The sequence below is a fragment of the Pseudomonas savastanoi genome (assembly GCF_020917325.1).
Lineage (GTDB): Bacteria > Pseudomonadota > Gammaproteobacteria > Pseudomonadales > Pseudomonadaceae > Aquipseudomonas > Aquipseudomonas amygdali.
On record NZ_CP076652.1, the window covers coordinates 862,108 to 879,166 of the forward strand.

The window sequence follows — 17,059 nt, forward strand, 5'->3', positions numbered from 1 at the left end:
TTACAAACACCTCAATAGCACAAATGAGCTACTTGCTAGTGTGTCTTTTGGCTATTAGTTCATGTGTGCTATTGAGGTTAATTGTCGTCAGGACTGTAATGCGTGGTCCGTTTGCGGTGTCTGTTTTATGGAGCATTTCTGATGATTGAAGCGATGGTCATTCATGCTCTTTCGACCTGAGGCGCTTGATGCGCAAAAGCGCAGTACGTTGGGGACGGTTTTGCTGGTCAGTCCATTGTCGATGAGGCTGGCCGCTGCGGTGGCGTTGCTGTTTTGCATCAGCATGGGCCTGTTCCTGACCTTCGCCACCTACACCAAACGTACAGCCGCAAGCGGCGTACTGCTGCCTGAAACCGGCCTGATCAGGATCTACTCACCACAAGCTGGCGTGATCACCCGGCTCGACATCGTCGAGGGGCAACACGTTGCAGACGGCGCCGTGCTGATGGCCTTGTCCAGCGACACACAAAGCGGTGAGGCGGGTGGCGCGCAACGGGCGATCAGCCTGTCGATCAAACGTCGTCAGGAAAGCCTCGCTCAGGAAATCGACGAGACGCTCGCTCTGCATCTTCAGGAGCTGGAGGGCAAGAAACGTCAGGTCGCGGCGCTTGAAACCGAGCAGCAGAAAATACTCGCGCAGATCGACCTGACGCGTCAGCGGCTGGCTTTGACCAAGGGCCTTGCCGAGCGCTACGCCAACCTGCAACGCCAGGACTACGTGTCCCGTGACCAGCTTCAGGAAAAGCAGGATGCAGTTCTGGACATGCGCTTGCGGGGCGAAGAGCTTAATCGCTCGCTGCTGACGGTTCGTGCCGAAAGCACCAGGCTGCGGGCGGAACTGGTCGAGCTGCCGTTCAACCAGAGCAAGCAGCTTGCCGATCTGCGACGCAGGCTGGCCGAGAATCAGGACCGCTTGATCGAAAGTGAAACCAAACGAGAGATTTTCATCACCGCACCGACGCTGGGTGAGGCCACGGCGATCGCGGTCTCCAATGGATCACGAGTCGACAGTACGCGACCGTTACTGAGCATTGTTCCTGCCGACGCAAAACTCCACGCTGAACTGTATCTGCCCAGCCGCTCTGTGGGGTTCGTGCGCGCTGGTGACACGGTGATGTTGCGTTATCAGGCCTATCCCTATCAACGCTTTGGACTGCAACCGGGCAGGGTGTCATCGATCTCGCGTACCGCGTTGCCGGCCGATGAAGTCATGACCCTGGGCAACGTTTCCGAGCCGATGCGTGAACAGGGGCCTTTCTACCGGGTCACGGTTGCCCTGGCGTCTCAAACCATCGACGGCCAGGGCATGCACGAGCGCTTGCGTTCCGGCATGCAACTGGACGCCGACATCATGCAGGAAAGGCTGCCGCTCTATGAGTGGATGCTGGAGCCCTTGCGCGGAATAGGAAAGCGGCTTTGAACCTGAGAAATACCTTCGCTTTTGGTGTCGGGAGAAAGCTGCCGGTGGTGCTCCAGGCCGAAGCCACTGAATGTGGCCTGGCGTGCATGGCCATGATCGCCAGTTATCACGGCCAGCACAGTGACCTCTTGTCGTTGCGGCAACGCCTCTCGCCCTCAATGAAAGGGGTCAACCTCAAGCAACTGACCCACATGGCGGCGCGGCTCGGGTTGGGCAGCCGTGCGTTGCGGGTCGAGCTGAATGCGCTCGGTCAGTTGCAGTTGCCCTGCGTGCTGCACTGGAACTTCAACCATTTCGTAGTGCTCAAGGAGGTCAACGCACGCGGTGTGGTGGTGCATGATCCGGGGCGTGGCGTGTGCAAGCTGACGCTTGACGAGGTGTCGGCAGCATTTACCGGCGTGGCACTGGAGTTGTGGCCGGAAAGTGATTTTCAGCCCGCCGCTGCACAGCCGCCGATCCCGCTGCGCAAACTGCTGGGGCGAGTACAGGGCTTTGGCCGGGTGCTGACACAGGTGCTGCTTCTGGCCCTGGCGCTGGAGCTGTGCACCATCCTCAGTCCGTTTTTCATGCAGACCGTTATCGACAAGGTGCTGGTCAGTGCAGACCTGGACCTGCTGACGGTGCTGGCGATCGGCTTTGGCCTATTGCTGATCATTCAGCACACCGTTGCGCTGGCCCGAGCATGGGCGCTGATGTACCTCGGCACGATGCTCGGGTCACAGTGGCAGATCAATGTCTTTACCCATCTGCTGCGCCTGCCGGTGGCATTTTTCGAGCGTCGCCATCTGGGCGATATCGTCTCGCGCTTCGGTTCTCTGAAGGCCATCCAGCAGACCGTGACCACATCGTTCATTGAGGCCCTGCTGGACGGGCTGATGACGGTCGTCACGCTGGGGCTGATGATTGCCTATAGCCCGAAGCTGGCGCTCGTTGCTGTGGTGGCGATGATTATCTACGGCCTGGCGCGCTGGATCTGGTTCGGGCCGTTGCGGCGTGCCAGCGAAAACCAGCTGGTCCATGCTGCTCGCCAGCAATCGCACTTTCTGGAAAGCGCGCGCGGCGTGCGCACCATCAAGCTGTTCAATCGGCATGAGCAGCGTTGCAGTGCCTGGAGCGCTTTACTGGTCGAGGAAATCAATGCCGGTCTGCACCCGCAGAAACTGCAACTGGCCTATCGCGCCTTCAACGGCGTGCTGTTCGGGCTGGTCACGATCATTGTTATCTGGATGGGGGCCAGACTGGTTCTGGAAGGGCAATTCAGCGCCGGTATGCTGATTGCGTTCAACTCGTACAAGGAGCAGTTCAACGGTCGGGTGGCCGGTCTGATCGACAAGATTGTCGACGTGATCATGTTGCGCCTGCACGGTGAGCGGCTCGCCGACATCGTGCTGCACGATGCCGAGCCGATTGCCGGTCCGGATGCGTTTGATGACGCGTGCAACGACAGGGTGCCCAGCCTTGAAGTGCGTCAATTGCGCTTTCGCTATTCCGAGCACGAGCCGTATGTGCTGGACGACGTGTCAATTCATGTCCGCGCAGGCGAATCGGTAGCCATCGTCGGTCCCTCGGGGGGCGGTAAAAGTACCTTGCTCAATGTCATGCTGGGCATTCTGGCGCCCTGCGCAGGCAGTGTTCTGCTGGATGGCTTGCCGGTCGGGCCGGAAAACATCGGCAGGCTGCGCCGTATCACCGGTACGGTGCTTCAGGACGATGTGCTGTTCGCCGGTTCCATCGGCGACAACATCAGCTTTTTCGAGACCGGTGCTGATCAGAAATGGATCGAGCAATGCGCGCATCTCGCTGCAGTCCACGATGATATTGCGCAGATGCCGATGGGCTATAACACGCTGGTGGGCGACATGGGCACGGTACTGTCCGGTGGGCAGAAGCAAAGGGTGCTACTGGCCCGCGCCCTCTACAAGCGCCCGCAACTCCTGTTTCTCGATGAAGCGACCAGCCACCTGGACATCAACAGGGAAGCCGCAGTCAATCAGGCGCTGCAGACGCTGAACATCACCCGCATCATCGTTGCCCACCGCCCGGAAACCATCCGCACGGCGGATCGGGTCGTGGCGCTTGCGCAAGGCCGGGTTGCCTACGATGGCCCGGTGCTCAATGAGGCTCCTTCAGCGTGAGGCGGTGGGGCATGATTCGTTGCGCTGGCTGGCAGTGTCTATTGAGCGCGTTCGGCCTGTTAATGACGTCGTTGTGCATGGCCGGTGCCCGTGTGGACGCATGCCCCGGCTCCAGTCGTCTGCCAGACGCATTGAGTCTGGCAACGGCCGTGTCTGTCGCGCTGTGTGCCGACCCGAAATTGCGTGAGGTGTGGCTGACCGAGCTGGCACGGCAGGCTGACCTGGATGCCGAGCATTCGGCTTACTATCCGACCGTGCAGGGGCAGTTTCAAAAGGGGCGGGCTGGCAAGACCACGCGCTACCCGGGTTTTCCCGAAGCCGACTCCAGGTTGAACTCCAACACCAGCGTCTACGGCCTCAACCTGAGCTGGGTATTGTTCGACTTTGGCCTGCGCGCCGCCAAAGTAGAAAGCGCCCGGCAGTTATTGAATGTCGCCAGTAGCAGTCGGATCGAAGAGGTGCAGAAGTCGATGCTTGCCACCGCCCGGGTTTTCTATCAAGTACAGGCGAACATGGCGTTGTTAAACGCCAGAATAAGCGCCGAGCGTCTGGCGGCCAACAGTCTGAAAGCCGCTGACGCAAAGTATCGCGCGGGTGCCGGCGAGCAGACGGATCGTCTCCAGGCTCAATCCAGTTATGCCGAAGCACAATTGAACAGGGTCATGGCGGAGGGCGATCTGGCGGCGGTACAAGGCGAGTTGGCCAGCCAACTGGGGCTGTCGCCATCAGCACCGCTCAAGCTGGTTGAACTGGATGAGCCAGGGGCCGATGAAGGAGTGTTTCTGGGCAACGTCAATAGTTTGATGGAGCAGGCCAGAGCGTCCCATCCGGCTATCGAAAAGGCCCGCGCCGACTGGGCGGCCAGCCAGGCCAAGGCCGATGCGGCAAAAGCCCAGGGGCTGCCGACGGTGTCGCTGTTCAGCAATTACAGCCGCCAGGACACGCCTATCGAGCAGGTTTCAACCCGTCAGGAGGTGAACACCTGGACTATCGGTGTGCAAATCACCGTGCCGATTTTCGATGGCTTTCTCAATCGGCGCAGAGCGCGGGCCGCCAGTTACGAAAGCGCCGCCCGCGAACAGGCCCTGCACGAGGTTGAAAACAGTATTGCGCTCAGTGTCTGGAAGAGTCGACAGACCCTGGAGTCCAGAACAAGGGCGCTGGCAATCAGTCGTCTTTTTGTCGAGAGTGCCAGCAAGTCTTACGAAATTGCCCAGGGTCGTTACAAAGCAGGCGTTGGCAGTATTCTTGAGCTTCTGCGCTCGCAAAACGATCTGAGCGCTGCGACCCAGAAACGCGTGGAGTCTCTGGTCAACTGGCATAACGCCAAGCTGCAATTGGCATCTGACCTTGGCAGCCTGAACATCGGCGACTGATGCCGTTCCAGGCCCCGCGTGATCGACTGCATGGACGCAAGAATGTACTGCGCTCGCTGCACAACGAGGTGCGTCCATGAAAGACCGAAAGAAAAACGCTGAACTGGATCAGGCTACCTTGCGGTTGATCGTGGCGACGTTTGCGATCAGCTATGTATCGTTGATTGGTCTTCTGCCGGGGCTCAAGATTGCCACCTATCAGCCCATCATTTTCTACTATGCGGGCTTTCTGGTGGTTTCTCTGGTCTTGCGCCAGCACATCATCAGCTATCCAGGTGTGTTTGCGTTGCGCCGTGTATTCGGGATGGTGCATGACTACACTGCCATTTCCGTCGGACTGATCGTTGGCGGGGAGGCAACACTGCCGGTTTTCAGCGTGATGGTCTGGGTCACTCTAGGCAACGGCATGCGCTTTGGTTCGCGATATCTTGCAATTGCGGCGTCCCTGGCCTTGTTGGCGATACTGGTCATCTATCAGTTGACGCCGTACTGGCAGGCGCAGCCATTTATGGTTTTGATGCTCGTCGCCGTCACTATTCTGGTGCCTGGCTATGCGCACATTCTGTTGGTGAGGGCTCGCGAGGCGTCAGAGCAGGCGACCGTGGCCAATCGCGAGAAAGAGCGGTTTCTGGCTCAGGCCAGCCATGACCTGCGCCAGCCCATCCACTCCATCGGCATGTTTACCGCTTGCCTGCGGTCCAGCCCGCTGGGCGATTATGAGCGTCAACTGGTCGATAATATCGATCGCTCCCTGCACAACGTGTCGCAGCTGTTTCGCTCGATTCTGGACATTTACACGCTGGACAGCGGCAAGGTTTCAGCCAAGTCGGATGTGGTCAATCTGGGTGACATGCTCAATGAAGTCGCTCATCAGAACACTGCGGCTGCCCGCTGGGCCGGTGTAGAGCTTCGGGTGCGACCTTGTCGACGCTGGGTCAGGGTCGATGCCACGTTGCTCGCCACGATGGTGCAGAACATCATTTCCAATGCGCTCAAATATGCCCCTGACCACCCGGTGCTGATCGGTGTGCGCAGCCATGCGGGGCGTCTGTCGATCAGTGTGTATGACCAGGGCCGGGGTATCGCTGCCGAACATCTGCCCAGGGTCTGTGACGAGTTCTACCGCATCCGCCATGTGCGCGACAAAGACGTGGAGGGCGTCGGGTTGGGGTTGTCCATCGTCAAAAGGCTCAGCCAGATTCTCAATGTGCAAATCGCGATTGTCTCGCGAATAGACCGCGGGACTACGGTCACCATTCATGGGCTTGAAGAGGTGAGCGCGCCTGTTCGGGTGGTACCCAAGAAGGCATTGGGCGAGAGCCTGCTCAAAGGGGTCAGGGTGTGTCTGGTGGAGGACGACCAGAACGTTCTGATGGCCACCGCAGCGCTGCTTGAAAGGTGGGGATGCGAAGTGCAGACCGCCCGATCGGCGGAGGGGCTCACCACTCATTGCGACATTATCGTCGCCGATTACGATCTGGGCACAGTGGCCAATGGTCTGGACTGCATCGAGAGTATACGAGCTGCCCGTGGCTGGGATGTGCCTGCGCTGATTGTTACCGGGAGGGAAGTGGAAGTCGTGCTTGAGTCAATGCAGGGCGCGGAAGTTTCAGTGTTGTCCAAGCCGTTGCGGCCTTCGGAACTGCGCCTGAACCTGCTCTCGATTCGCGAGCGGCGGATGAGTATTCCCTGACCTGCGTGCACACGGGCCAGGGAATTCAGGTGCATCAGGCAGTAATGAATGGTCCGCGAATATCCGACGGCGGGGGCACGTCAGGGAATGGATAGACGCAGATCGGGTCCGGTTTGATCACGCCAATGCCAGGCACCGGCATGATGGTGAAATCGGCACCACCGGAGACGCTGTACATCTCGGCATCGGTCAGTACATGAGCATGAACCGAATAATTGTCGACGGTGGTTCCAGTGGTTTTCTGATTGCGGATAATCATGTCAAACCTCGTGGTCGTTATTGAAAAATACGGTAAGCCGAGTTGGCGGTCGGGTGACTTGATCCTCATGTGCAATAAGTTGTATCCAGAGGCTGGCGGTCTGTGAGTTTTGCAGCCGGACCAACCTTTGCAAGACGTTAGATGATCAAGTCATTCATCATGAGTCTGGGCTGATCAGGTTTCCTGCCGACGCCGAGCGATGGCGGCCACCGCTGTAAACATGCCGGCAAGGCCAATGTAATGCCATTGAAAATCAAGACTGGCGGCAATAAGAAACGCAAGCGATGCCAGCCAGAACAGTCCCGACGAATTGACGGTTTTCCCAAAGAGCTTATGACGATCGGTCATCATAATGTTCTCCTGTTTTCCCGGCAGGTGCCTGCACTGTGCTGCCCACCCGGAATGGCAAGGCGTGTTACTGCGCCATCTGGTAGGTCTGAAAGGCGTCAATCGCGCTGGCCCCTGCCACGCCGACCAATATGACACCCGCACCGACGGCAGTCACCGGAGCCAGCGCCGCAGCAGCGGCTACTACGCCTATGGCTGTCACGCCTTCTCCTACCGTCATACCGCCACCGATCTGTGCCAGTTCTTCATTGTCGAGTTCGCGCATCATTAATTCCTTATTCATTTGAAATCACCTGTTTGTCGTGTTATTTCAAAGTTTCTGGTCAGTAAGCCATTAGCGCATTACAAGCATTTCAGTCATTGCCTGATAAGTGTTAGTGGCCGTTACAATACTTAACCAGTGCGCAGGCTAAAGAAATAGTACAGGTGTGCTAAGACAGTGGCTTAATATTAAAAGGCTATTATTGTGATGCGTTAGTGTGTTGTGCTGCAGCGGTGGATTGAATGTTTGCCCAGTCTTCGATCAAACCGTCATACAGCTCGACGCACTGTTGAAGTTTGCTGACCTCACAATACTCATCCACCTTGTGGGCCATGCTCGGCTCTCCCGGGCCTGTCTTCACGATGATGCGGGCGAACCTGACCTTGGTATGTTCCCAAGCCAGGGCGCTCCTCCAATCTCATCGGTGCAATATCGCCTGATGAATTTCCTGCAGCGGCATGATCCTCTGCGCAGCATTCAGTTTGATGGCTTCTTTGGGCATGCCGAATACGACGCAACTGGCTTCATCCTGAGCCACGGTCGAGCTTCCGGCATCAAGCATCTCCTTTAAACCGCGTGCGCCGTCGTCGCCCATGCCGGTCATGATGATGCCCGTAGCATTCTTGCCGGCGAATTTGGCCACCGAACGAAACAGCACGTCCACTGAAGGGCGGTGGCGGTTGACCAGTGGGCCGTCGATGACCTGAACGTGGTAATAGGCACCGCTGCGAGTGACCATCATGTGTTTGCCGCCGGGCGCAATCAGGGCCAGGCCGGGCAGGATGCGGTCGTTGTTTCTGGCTTCGCGTACCTCGATCTGCGACAAGCCGTTGAGACGTTCGGCGAACGAGGCAGTGAATTTTTCCGGCATGTGCTGAACGATGACCATGCCCGGACAGACTCTGGGCAGGGCAGTCAGCACCGCTTCCAGTGCCTGAGTGCCGCCGGTCGAGGTGCCGATGGCCACAATGCGCTCGGTGGTCTGCGCCATGGCGTGACCGCTGGCTGCGGGCAAAATGGCGTCTGCGGTGAGTTTGCTTGCCGGGGCCAGAACGGGCGGAGCCGTGCGCTTACCGAGGTTTTTGACGTTGGAGTTCGCCGCTGCGCGGACTGCCGCGACCAGCTCGGCGGCTGAATCAATGAGGAAGTTCTTCAGGCCGGTGGTAGGTTTGGTGATGATTTCCACCGCCCCGGCAGACAGCGCCTGCAACGAAGTTTCTGCGCCTTTCTGGGTCAGCGACGAGCAGATCACCACTGGCGTTGGCCGTTCGCTCATGATCTTCTTGAGAAAGGTGATGCCGTCCATGCGGGGCATTTCCACGTCCAGCACGATGACGTCCGGCCATTCCTGAGCCAGCTTGGCCATGGCGAATATCGGGTCCGACGCCGCGCCCATGACGTGAATATCGGGGGTGTCGTTGAGAATGGCCACGAGTACCTGGCGAACGACGGCCGAATCATCGACCAGCAGTACGCTGATTTTTTTGTTTGGCATCTTTTTCCATTGCTTCCATTGCTTCCATTGGTTGGTGCCTGACCCATACGTTTCCGTCCCACAGGTCGAAGATGATGCTGCGATGGCCGGTGCTGCCCAGATCCTGAGCCATCAGCTTCAAGCGGTGCTGTTCGGCCAGCGCAAGCGCCGCATGAACGTTGCTGTCAGCGACGTTCTGCATGTGCGGGTCATGGCGATGAGCTGGAAACATTTCGCCGCCGCCAAACAGTTTGACCTGATATTCCTCCGGCAGGGTGCCATTGGCCAGCGCATGGCGAATGAGTATTTCCATCGCTTCGTCAGCGTACCTGCCGTCCAGTGGCTGATGCCTGCGTATGCGCCCGGGCAACATGAAGTGGCACATGCCGCCAATACGCCGCCACGGGTGCCAGAAGGTAATCGCCACGCATGAACCCAGCAACGTGCGCAGGCGAGTCGGCCGGGTCTGAAAGACCACTTCGCCAGGCCCCAGCACTATTTCGGCTACACCGACAGGCGTGTTCATGGTTTGCGGTAAATCGAAGGGGAGACCATTTTCAACATGTCATTTACACCGTTCAGGCTTTCTGAGTGGCTGATGATGAAATAGCCTCCTGGCTTGAGACGCGGGATCAACCGCGCCACCACTTTGCTTTTGGTTTCCTGATCGAAATAAATCATCACATTGCGCAGGAAGATTACGTCGAACTCGCCCAGATCCGGCAGGGTGTCATTGAGATTGACCTGCACGAAACTGACCCGGCTGCGCAACGACTTGTCGATCAGGAAGGTTCCTTCCTGGCGACCTATGCCTTTCAGACAGTATTTGAACAGCAAAGGTTGCGGTAACGTCTCGGTGCGTTCCATGGGGTAGTGACCGCTGCGCGCCTTGCTCAGCACGCGGGTGCTGATGTCCGAGCCGATCACTTCCCAGGGCGTGGTGCCCAGTTGTTCGGCCAGGGTCATGGCCAGGCTGTAGGGCTCTTCGCCAGACGAACTGGCAGCGCTCCAGATGCGGAACATTTTGCCGTGCGTGACCTTGGGCAGCACCTGCTGGCGCAGAAAATCAAAATGCTTGGGTTCGCGAAAGAAGTACGTTTCGTTGGTGGTCAGCAGGTCCAGCGCCACTTGCAGCTCGCCGTTGCGCTGATCGTTCATGATCAGCTTGAAATACTCGCCATAGTTGTCCAGCTCGTAATGCTTGAGACGCTTGAACAGACGGCCGGCGACCAGCGCTTTCTTGGCCAGCGTCAGTTTGATGCCCGCAGCGCTGTACAACCAGGCCTGGAACTGGCCGAATTCGCGATCGGTGAGCGACGCTGTATCAGGCATGTGCAGGCCTCACGTCGCGTCGGCGTCGGAAGGCAGCGACTGACTTGCTTCGGCGAGGCTGGACATTTCATCGATAGACAACACCCGATCGACCTCAAGGACAATGACGAACTTGCCGTCGACCTTGGCCATGCCGCTGATAAAGTCGGCACGAATGCGCGCACCGAAGTTCGGTGGCGGTTCGATCTGCGAGGCCGGTATTTCCAGCACCGCCGAGACGTTATCGACCAGCAGGCCGATGTCCTGCGGCTGGCCGTCCTCGCTGCTGGCCTCGATGATGATGACGCACGAGCGCCGGGTGATGTCCGAGTTCTGTCGCCCGAAGCGCGCCGACAGATCAACCACGGGCACTACAGCGCCGCGCAGGTTGATCACCCCGCGCACGAAGGCGGGCATCATCGGCACCACCGTCAGGCTGCCGTATTCGATGATTTCCTTGATGCCCAGAATGCCGATGGCAAACATCTCGCCACCGAGCATGAAAGTCAGGTACTGCGCCTCTTCCTCGACCGCTGTGGCGGTCTGTCGAGTCGTGACCAATGAGCCCATGTCGTTCTCCCTGTGAATCGCTATCGAGGCCGGCAATCAGCAGCCAGTCATCAGAAACGAGTGAATTCCGATTCGTCCGGGGCGCCCGCCATGCTTTGCGCAAACGCCTTGCGCGGAGCCTGTTGCGGTGGGCGCGGGGGCTGGCGGTTCGGGCTGCTGCGACCGTCGACAGGGCTGCCTTGTGCGACGGCCCTTGGCGATGCATCGAGGGTGAAGAAGCTCATGGCCTGTTGCAGCTGTTCGGCCTGACTGCTCATCTCTTCAGCGGTGGCGGCCAGTTCTTCGCTGCTTGATGCGTTTTGCTGAGTGACCTGATTGAGCTGGGTCATGGCGGTGTTGATCTGCGCAACACCGGCAGCCTGTTCCTCTGAAGCCGCGCTGATTTCCTGCACAAGGTCTGACGTCTTGTTGATCGACGGCACCATTTCGTCCAGCAGCTTGCCAGCCTTTTCGGCCATTTCCACACTGCTTGACGACAGCTCGCCAATCTCCTGAGCCGCGACCTGGCTGCGTTCAGCCAGCTTGCGCACCTCGGCGGCCACTACCGCGAAGCCCTTGCCATGTTCGCCCGCACGGGCTGCTTCGATGGCCGCGTTGAGGGCAAGCAGATTGGTCTGGTAAGCGATGTCGTCGATGATGCTGATGCGTTGGGCGATTTTCTTCATCGCCACGACGGTCTGCTGCACCGATTCGCCGCCGTCAGTCGCTTCCTTGGCAGCCTTGCTGGCCATGCCATCGGTGACTTTGGCGTTCTCGGTGTTCTGGTTGATGCTGGCGCTCATCTGCTCGACCGACGCGCTGGTCTCTTCGACGCTGGCCGCCTGTTCGCTGGTGGCCTGGCTCATGGATTGCGCGGTGGCGCTGACTTCTTCCGAAGCGCTGGCCAGGTTGTCGGCGGCGTTACGCACTTCGCCGATAATGTGTGACAGCTTGCCGACCATGTTGCGCATGGCGTTCAGCACCATGCCGGTTTCATCCTTGGAACCGTGCCCGATATGGGCGTTCAGGTTGCCCTCGGCCAGTTGCTCGGCGGCAGTCGCTGCCTCTTTCAGTGGCCGGGAAATGATCCGTGCAATGAACAGCGCCAGACCCAGGCCGACTAGCAAGGCTGCAACCAGAACGGCAATGATCGAGATGCGCGCGCTTTCGTACAGGCTCGTGCCTTTGTCGCCAGCGGCAGTCGCGCCGGCGTCGTTGAGCTCGACCATCTTTTGCAACTGGTTGGTCACTTCGTCGAAGTGCAGTTTGGACTCACCGCGCAGCAAGGCACGCGCTTCGGTCTCCTGGCCCTGCCGGGAGAGAGCGAACAGATTGTCGCTGACTTTCAGGTAGTTGGACCAGGAGGCACTCACGGCACTGAACATCTGACGGTCCTGATCGCTGACGATCAGCTTGTCGTAAGTGGCCAGCCGCGTTTCAAACTGTTTGCGCGATTCTGCTGCCTCAAGCTCCATCTGCGCCTTTTCCTGGGCAGAGTCGGCGGCAATGTGGCGGTTTTCCTTCAGCCGGAAGTTGGCGGCATAAAAGCGCATGCCCGACGCCGCGCGCACGGACGGCATCCAGTTTTCCTTGATGTCCTGGGCGGCCTGGTTGACCTGGCCCAGCTGGATAATGGCAAAGACTCCCATGGCCGCGGTCAACGCCAGAACCACCAGGAACGAGGTAATCAGCTTGGTGGAAATCTTCAGATCGTAAAACCATTTCATTGAAGTAACTCCTTGGGAATTGCAAATCCATCAGCGAGAAGTGGGCAATAGAGCTTGAGGCGCCTGGGTCGAGCGGGCTTCCATTTGGACGATCTGGTTGAGCAAGGCCGGTATGTCGAGAATCAACGCCACCGCACCGCTGCCCAGAATCGTCGAGCCGCTGATGCCGCGCAGTGCGCCGAACAGCTTGCCCAGCGGTTTGATAACGGTCTGGAACTCGCCGAGCAGGTCATCTACCACCAACCCGGCCTTGTGTTCGGCGTAGCGCACCACCACCACGTTCTGGCGTCGAGCAGCCGGGCCTTCATGATTGAAGTGATCACGCAGGTAGACCAGCGGCAACACTTCGCCACGCAGGTCGAGGTAGCCGCTGTCGCGGGTCAGGTGACGATTCTGTTCGTCCAGCTCGATGCATTCCTGAACCATGTCCAGCGGGATGACGTAAGTCGACTGATCGATACCGACCAGAAAACCATTGATGATCGCCAGCGTCAGCGGAAGGCGAATGCGCACGATGGTGCCCTGACCGGGGTGGCTGTCCAGGTCCACAGTGCCGCGCAGCAAGGTGATATTGCGTTTCACCACATCCATGCCGACGCCACGCCCTGACAGGTTGGTGACGGCCTCGGCGGTAGAAAAGCCGGGCTCGAAGATCAGGTTGTAGATCTCCTGATCGGTGAGGCTCGCACCCGCTGCCACCAGCCCGCGCTGCTGAGCCTTGTCGAGGATCCGCTCGCGGTTGAGCCCCGCACCGTCGTCGGCAATTTCAATGACGATGCTGCCGGAGTCGTGGTACGCATTAAGGCTCAAATGACCTTTTGCCGGTTTGCCTGCCGCGCGCCGTGCTTCGGCGCTTTCGATGCCGTGGTCCATGGAATTGCGCAGCAGGTGCATAAGCGGGTCGCCGATCTTCTCGACAACGGTCTTGTCCAGTTCGGTTTCCGCACCGTTGATAATCAGGTCGATGTCCTTGCCCAGCTCTTGGCTGACATCGCGTACTACGCGGCGGAAACGATTGAAAGTGTCGCCGATGGGAATCATGCGCAGGTGCAGCGCGCCATCCAGAATTTGCTCGACCAGCCCTGACACGGTCGAGCTGGCTTCCTGAAGCGGGTCGTTGTCGCACGAACGTGCCAGCAGGCTGGCTCCGGCGCTGGCAATGACCAGTTCGCCGACCAGGTTGATCAGCTCATCAAGCTTGTCGGCATTGACGCGCACATAACGGCCGTCCTTGTTTTTCTGCTCGCTGGACGAAGAAGGGCGTTCTACAGCTGTTGCCGCAGCAGGAGCACGCGGCACGGCACGCTGGTCGCCCAGCAGTTCGCCGCTGGCAACCGCTGGGCTGTGTTCGGTTTGCGAGACCAGTTCGGTGCCGGTAGGCTCGACGTGGTCTGGCGTCTCGTTCACCGGGGTGATTTCAACAGCGCAGTCTTCCCGCACGAAGTCGAACACTTCGTTGATCGCGGCATGCCCGGCAGACGAGCGAAAATCGATCTCGAAGCCCAGGTGGCAGGATTCCGGGTCCCACGCTTCCAGCGCCGGGATGCTGTCGGTGACGGTGGTGACCTGAACCATTTGCCCCAGAGTATTGAGGTAACGCAGGAACGACAGCGGGTCCATGCCGTTGCGAAACACATCCACGCCAAAACGCAGCGAGATATGCCATAGCACTTCGGCAGGCTGTTCATCGATCACACTCGGCGCTCGCGCCTCGTCAGCAGGCTGGGCATTGCCCGGTGCCTGATAGACCTGTAACGCCTGACGCAGCGCCGCTTCGCGTTCCAGAGCGGGCGGCTGCAATGGCTCGCCACGGCTGGCCACTACGTCGATCAACTCAAGCATGTGATCGCCGGACTTGAGCAGCACTGCGATCAGCCCGGCGTCCACCGACACGCTGCCTTCACGCAGGCGGTCGAGCACGTCTTCAACGATGTGGGTGAAGCTGACGATAGGCGTCAGCCCGAATAGCCCGGCCGAACCCTTGATGGTGTGCGCTGCGCGGAACACTGCGCCAATCGCGTCCTGATCGCCCGGTTCGCTTTCGAGTTGCAGGAGGGATTCCTCCATGGCCTGCAAAAGCTCACGCGCTTCAACGATGAACGTCTGCTGTGCCTGATCGAGATTAATACTCACGATGACTTCCTTGATCGATCACTCGGCAATAATGCAAATGGACGCGCTACAGCACGACACCGGGATTACATAACTCGAAGGTTTCGGTGACTGCCTTGCTTTGCCCAGTCATGCGCAGCGAGGTCCCAGTCTTGCCGGCTTCGCGCTGGATGACTGCCAGCAATTGCAGGCCGGCACCGTCCATCTCGGTAACTTGCGACAAGTCGACTTCCACTCGCGCCGCACCAGTGATCTGTGGCAGCAAACGGGCGGCGAGTTCGGTCACGGTGTAGATCGTCAGCTCGCCGTCGATCTGCACGCGGGTGGCGTCAGCCTGATTGTCGTCTGGGGTTGGCATGCTGGCCTCCATGGCCCTTGATCTCAGGGCAGGATCAGCTTGGAAACCGCTGCGAGCATTTGCGCTGGCTGGAACGGTTTGACGACCCACGCCTTGGCACCTGCCGCCTGACCTTCTGCCTTTTTCGATTCCTGAGACTCGGTGGTCAGCATGATGATCGGCGTGAACTTGTAACTGGCCAGCTTCTTCACTTCCTTGACGAACGTGATGCCATCCATGTTCGGCATGTTCACGTCGCTGATGATCAGGTGCACTTTCTGCCCGGTCAGCTTGCCCAGTGCATCTTTGCCATCGCAGGCCTCGATAACGTCGTATCCGGCACTTTTCAGCGCGATGCCGACAACCTGCCGGACACTGCTTGAATCGTCGACCACCAATACACTCTTAGCCATGATCTACTCCTAGAAAAACGTGATTTCCTGCGAATCCTGCTGTGCTGCCGATTCGCCGCGGTGAGTGTGGCGTTGTTCGTCGGTCGCGTAGGTGGACTCCATGCGCGCCAGCCATTGCCGGGCGTCGATGGCAACGGCCTCATCGGGAGACTGGCTGGCCTGCAACAGATGCGCGTGCAAAGAGTCGATGTTGTCGCGTACGTGAGCGAGAATCTGGCTGACCCGGTCCTGAAACTGCAGGTTTACAAGGACTTCGGTCATTTCGTCGCGAATACCGAAGCTCTCCTGCTTGAGTAGGTCGGCGGATTCGGCCAGGCGACCGGTAATGCTCTGGAAACGCTCCAGGACGTTCTGGATGCTTTGCTCGGAAGCGGCCACCGAATGGCTGTCCTGATCAGCACCGCTGGAGGCGGCCTGCACCAGTTGCGTGATGGCGTTATTGATGATGTCGACCTTGGCCGACATCTGCTGACCGGTTTCGCTGGACTTGCTCGACAGGCTGCGCACCGCGTCAGCTACCACGGCAAAACCACGGCCAGCTTCGCCTGCGCGGGCCGCTTCAATCGCGGCGTTAAGGGCCAGCAGGTTGGTCTGTGCGGCAATGGCTGCGACGTCCGCGGCCATGGTGCGCAACTCGCCTGTGTAGGCGGTCAGGCTGCGAACCTGGGAGAGCGTTTGGTCGCGGCTGGCCTGAGTGGCTTTAAGGGAGTCAATCACCTGGCTCAGCTCGCTGTCGCTCTGGGACAGGACTTTCAGAGCGCCATCGGCATTCTGACCGTCCAGCTCACCGGCAGCGTGCTGCGAGGCCTGCACGGTTTCCTGCAAGCGTTCGGAAATTCCCATAAAGCGGCTGCTCAGCTCGACAATGGCGGTTTCGGTCTGCTGGCGCGAACTTTCGACCTGTTTGGCCCAGATCGGCATGGCACCGAGAAAGACTTCATTGAGCTGTGCATGGGAGGCCATGGCGCTGGTTTGAGCGTTATGTGCCTGGTGATGGTCCAGCGCTTGGGCAACAGCGCGACGCACGTCGTTCTGCTGGGTGCGGGCAGCCAATGCACAGGCACCGAGACCGATAGCGAGCAGGGCCGCACAAGCAAGCAGATTGGTCGTACTCGTACCGGATTGCGTGAGGATCCAGGCAACGGCAGGTATGACGGGAATCAGAGAAAACCAGATGAAATGCGGACGACTTTGCGCAGGAGTACTGCTGGAATGATTCGACATCATAGGTTCGATCCCTGAACAGTGCAGCGTTGTACACGACTCAATGGTTATCTGCGCGGTGCAGACGAACTTGATACCTGTACGAGCGCCTTCCGTCCGATCGCATCGCGCAGAGCCCGGTCAGATTAAAAATAGCGGGTATTCAGGGCACTGCAAGTCAGTGCAGAGTGAGATTCACTCAAGAGAGGACGCAGATCGTCTAGAGCGGCATGCCCACGCGGAGCATGGGTACGATGGTGTTCTTGCGGCCTGCGCTGCACAGGTCAATTCAAGGAGGACGCAGAGCGTCCAGAAGGGCATGCCCACGCGGAGCATGGGCACGATAGTGTTCTTGCGGTCTGCGCTGCACAGGTCAATTCAAGGAGGACGCAGAGTGTCCAGAAGGGCATGCCCACGCGGAGCATGGGCACGATGGTGTT

Annotated in this window: 16 protein-coding genes and 1 pseudogene; 4 read left to right on the forward strand and 13 right to left on the reverse strand. The window is 59.0% G+C overall.

Annotation, left to right across the window (positions count from 1 at the left end):
• Positions 1-163 precede the first annotated feature (163 nt).
• From KP808_RS03750 to KP808_RS03765, 4 genes are all read left to right on the forward strand, one after another.
• Entirely contained in the window at positions 164-1,420 is a 1,257-nt protein-coding gene (locus KP808_RS03750; protein WP_058408725.1) for an HlyD family secretion protein, read from the forward strand.
• A complete protein-coding gene (locus tag KP808_RS03755; RefSeq protein WP_058400330.1) occupies positions 1,417-3,555 on the forward strand; it encodes a peptidase domain-containing ABC transporter in 2,139 nt (712 codons plus the stop codon). Before KP808_RS03750 ends, KP808_RS03755 begins: the two co-directional genes overlap by 4 nt.
• Positions 3,556-3,566: 11 nt before the next feature.
• A complete protein-coding gene (locus KP808_RS03760) occupies positions 3,567-4,931 on the forward strand; it encodes a TolC family protein (RefSeq protein ID WP_230017469.1) in 1,365 nt (454 codons plus the stop codon).
• Between the two features lie 76 nt (positions 4,932-5,007).
• Positions 5,008-6,624: an ATP-binding response regulator gene (locus tag KP808_RS03765; RefSeq protein ID WP_230017470.1), complete on the forward strand. Its 1,617-nt coding sequence runs from the start codon at positions 5,008-5,010 to the stop codon at positions 6,622-6,624.
• Between the two features lie 34 nt (positions 6,625-6,658).
• Here the strand turns inward: KP808_RS03765 and KP808_RS03770 are convergent, their stop codons facing one another.
• The 13 genes and pseudogenes from KP808_RS03770 to KP808_RS03830 form a co-directional block, all read right to left on the reverse strand.
• Positions 6,659-6,883 (reverse strand): hypothetical protein, encoded by a 225-nt coding sequence (locus KP808_RS03770; RefSeq protein ID WP_002553187.1) that lies wholly within the window; start codon positions 6,881-6,883, stop codon positions 6,659-6,661.
• Positions 6,884-7,057: 174 nt separating this feature from the next.
• Positions 7,058-7,234 carry a hypothetical protein gene (locus KP808_RS03775; RefSeq protein ID WP_230017471.1) on the reverse strand — a complete coding sequence of 59 codons (177 nt, stop codon included), beginning with the start codon at positions 7,232-7,234 and terminating at the stop codon, positions 7,058-7,060.
• Between the two features lie 64 nt (positions 7,235-7,298).
• Complete coding sequence (locus tag KP808_RS03780; protein WP_316903565.1) at positions 7,299-7,496, reverse strand: hypothetical protein; 198 nt, start codon at positions 7,494-7,496, stop codon at positions 7,299-7,301.
• A 196-nt stretch (positions 7,497-7,692) separates the two neighbouring features.
• Positions 7,693-7,845 (reverse strand): annotated as a pseudogene (locus tag KP808_RS03785) (M20 family metallopeptidase); the annotation flags it as partial.
• Positions 7,846-7,911: 66 nt separating this feature from the next.
• The gene (locus tag KP808_RS03790; RefSeq protein WP_004663674.1) at positions 7,912-8,988 is read right to left on the reverse strand and encodes a protein-glutamate methylesterase/protein-glutamine glutaminase; all 1,077 of its coding nucleotides are present in this window, start codon (positions 8,986-8,988) and stop codon (positions 7,912-7,914) included.
• Entirely contained in the window at positions 8,951-9,493 is a 543-nt protein-coding gene (cheD, locus tag KP808_RS03795; protein WP_230017473.1) for a chemoreceptor glutamine deamidase CheD, read from the reverse strand. The genes KP808_RS03790 and cheD overlap by 38 nt, the downstream gene beginning before the upstream one ends.
• Positions 9,490-10,299: a CheR family methyltransferase gene (locus KP808_RS03800; protein ID WP_058400336.1), complete on the reverse strand. Its 810-nt coding sequence runs from the start codon at positions 10,297-10,299 to the stop codon at positions 9,490-9,492. The genes cheD and KP808_RS03800 overlap by 4 nt, the downstream gene beginning before the upstream one ends.
• Positions 10,300-10,308: 9 nt before the next feature.
• Positions 10,309-10,848, reverse strand: a complete 540-nt coding sequence (locus KP808_RS03805; RefSeq protein ID WP_002553202.1) for a chemotaxis protein CheW — start codon at positions 10,846-10,848, stop codon at positions 10,309-10,311.
• A gap of 50 nt (positions 10,849-10,898) precedes the next feature.
• Entirely contained in the window at positions 10,899-12,554 is a 1,656-nt protein-coding gene (locus tag KP808_RS03810) for a methyl-accepting chemotaxis protein (RefSeq protein ID WP_230017474.1), read from the reverse strand.
• 30 nt (positions 12,555-12,584) lie between these two features.
• Positions 12,585-14,687: a chemotaxis protein CheA gene (locus tag KP808_RS03815; protein ID WP_230017475.1), complete on the reverse strand. Its 2,103-nt coding sequence runs from the start codon at positions 14,685-14,687 to the stop codon at positions 12,585-12,587.
• Positions 14,688-14,733: 46 nt separating this feature from the next.
• Positions 14,734-15,024, reverse strand: a complete 291-nt coding sequence (locus KP808_RS03820) for an STAS domain-containing protein (RefSeq protein WP_005732323.1) — start codon at positions 15,022-15,024, stop codon at positions 14,734-14,736.
• A gap of 23 nt (positions 15,025-15,047) precedes the next feature.
• Positions 15,048-15,416: a response regulator gene (locus KP808_RS03825; RefSeq protein ID WP_002553206.1), complete on the reverse strand. Its 369-nt coding sequence runs from the start codon at positions 15,414-15,416 to the stop codon at positions 15,048-15,050.
• A gap of 9 nt (positions 15,417-15,425) precedes the next feature.
• Positions 15,426-16,643, reverse strand: coding sequence for a methyl-accepting chemotaxis protein (locus KP808_RS03830; RefSeq protein ID WP_407692667.1), 1,218 nt, complete (start codon positions 16,641-16,643; stop codon positions 15,426-15,428).
• Positions 16,644-17,059: the final 416 nt, after the last annotated feature.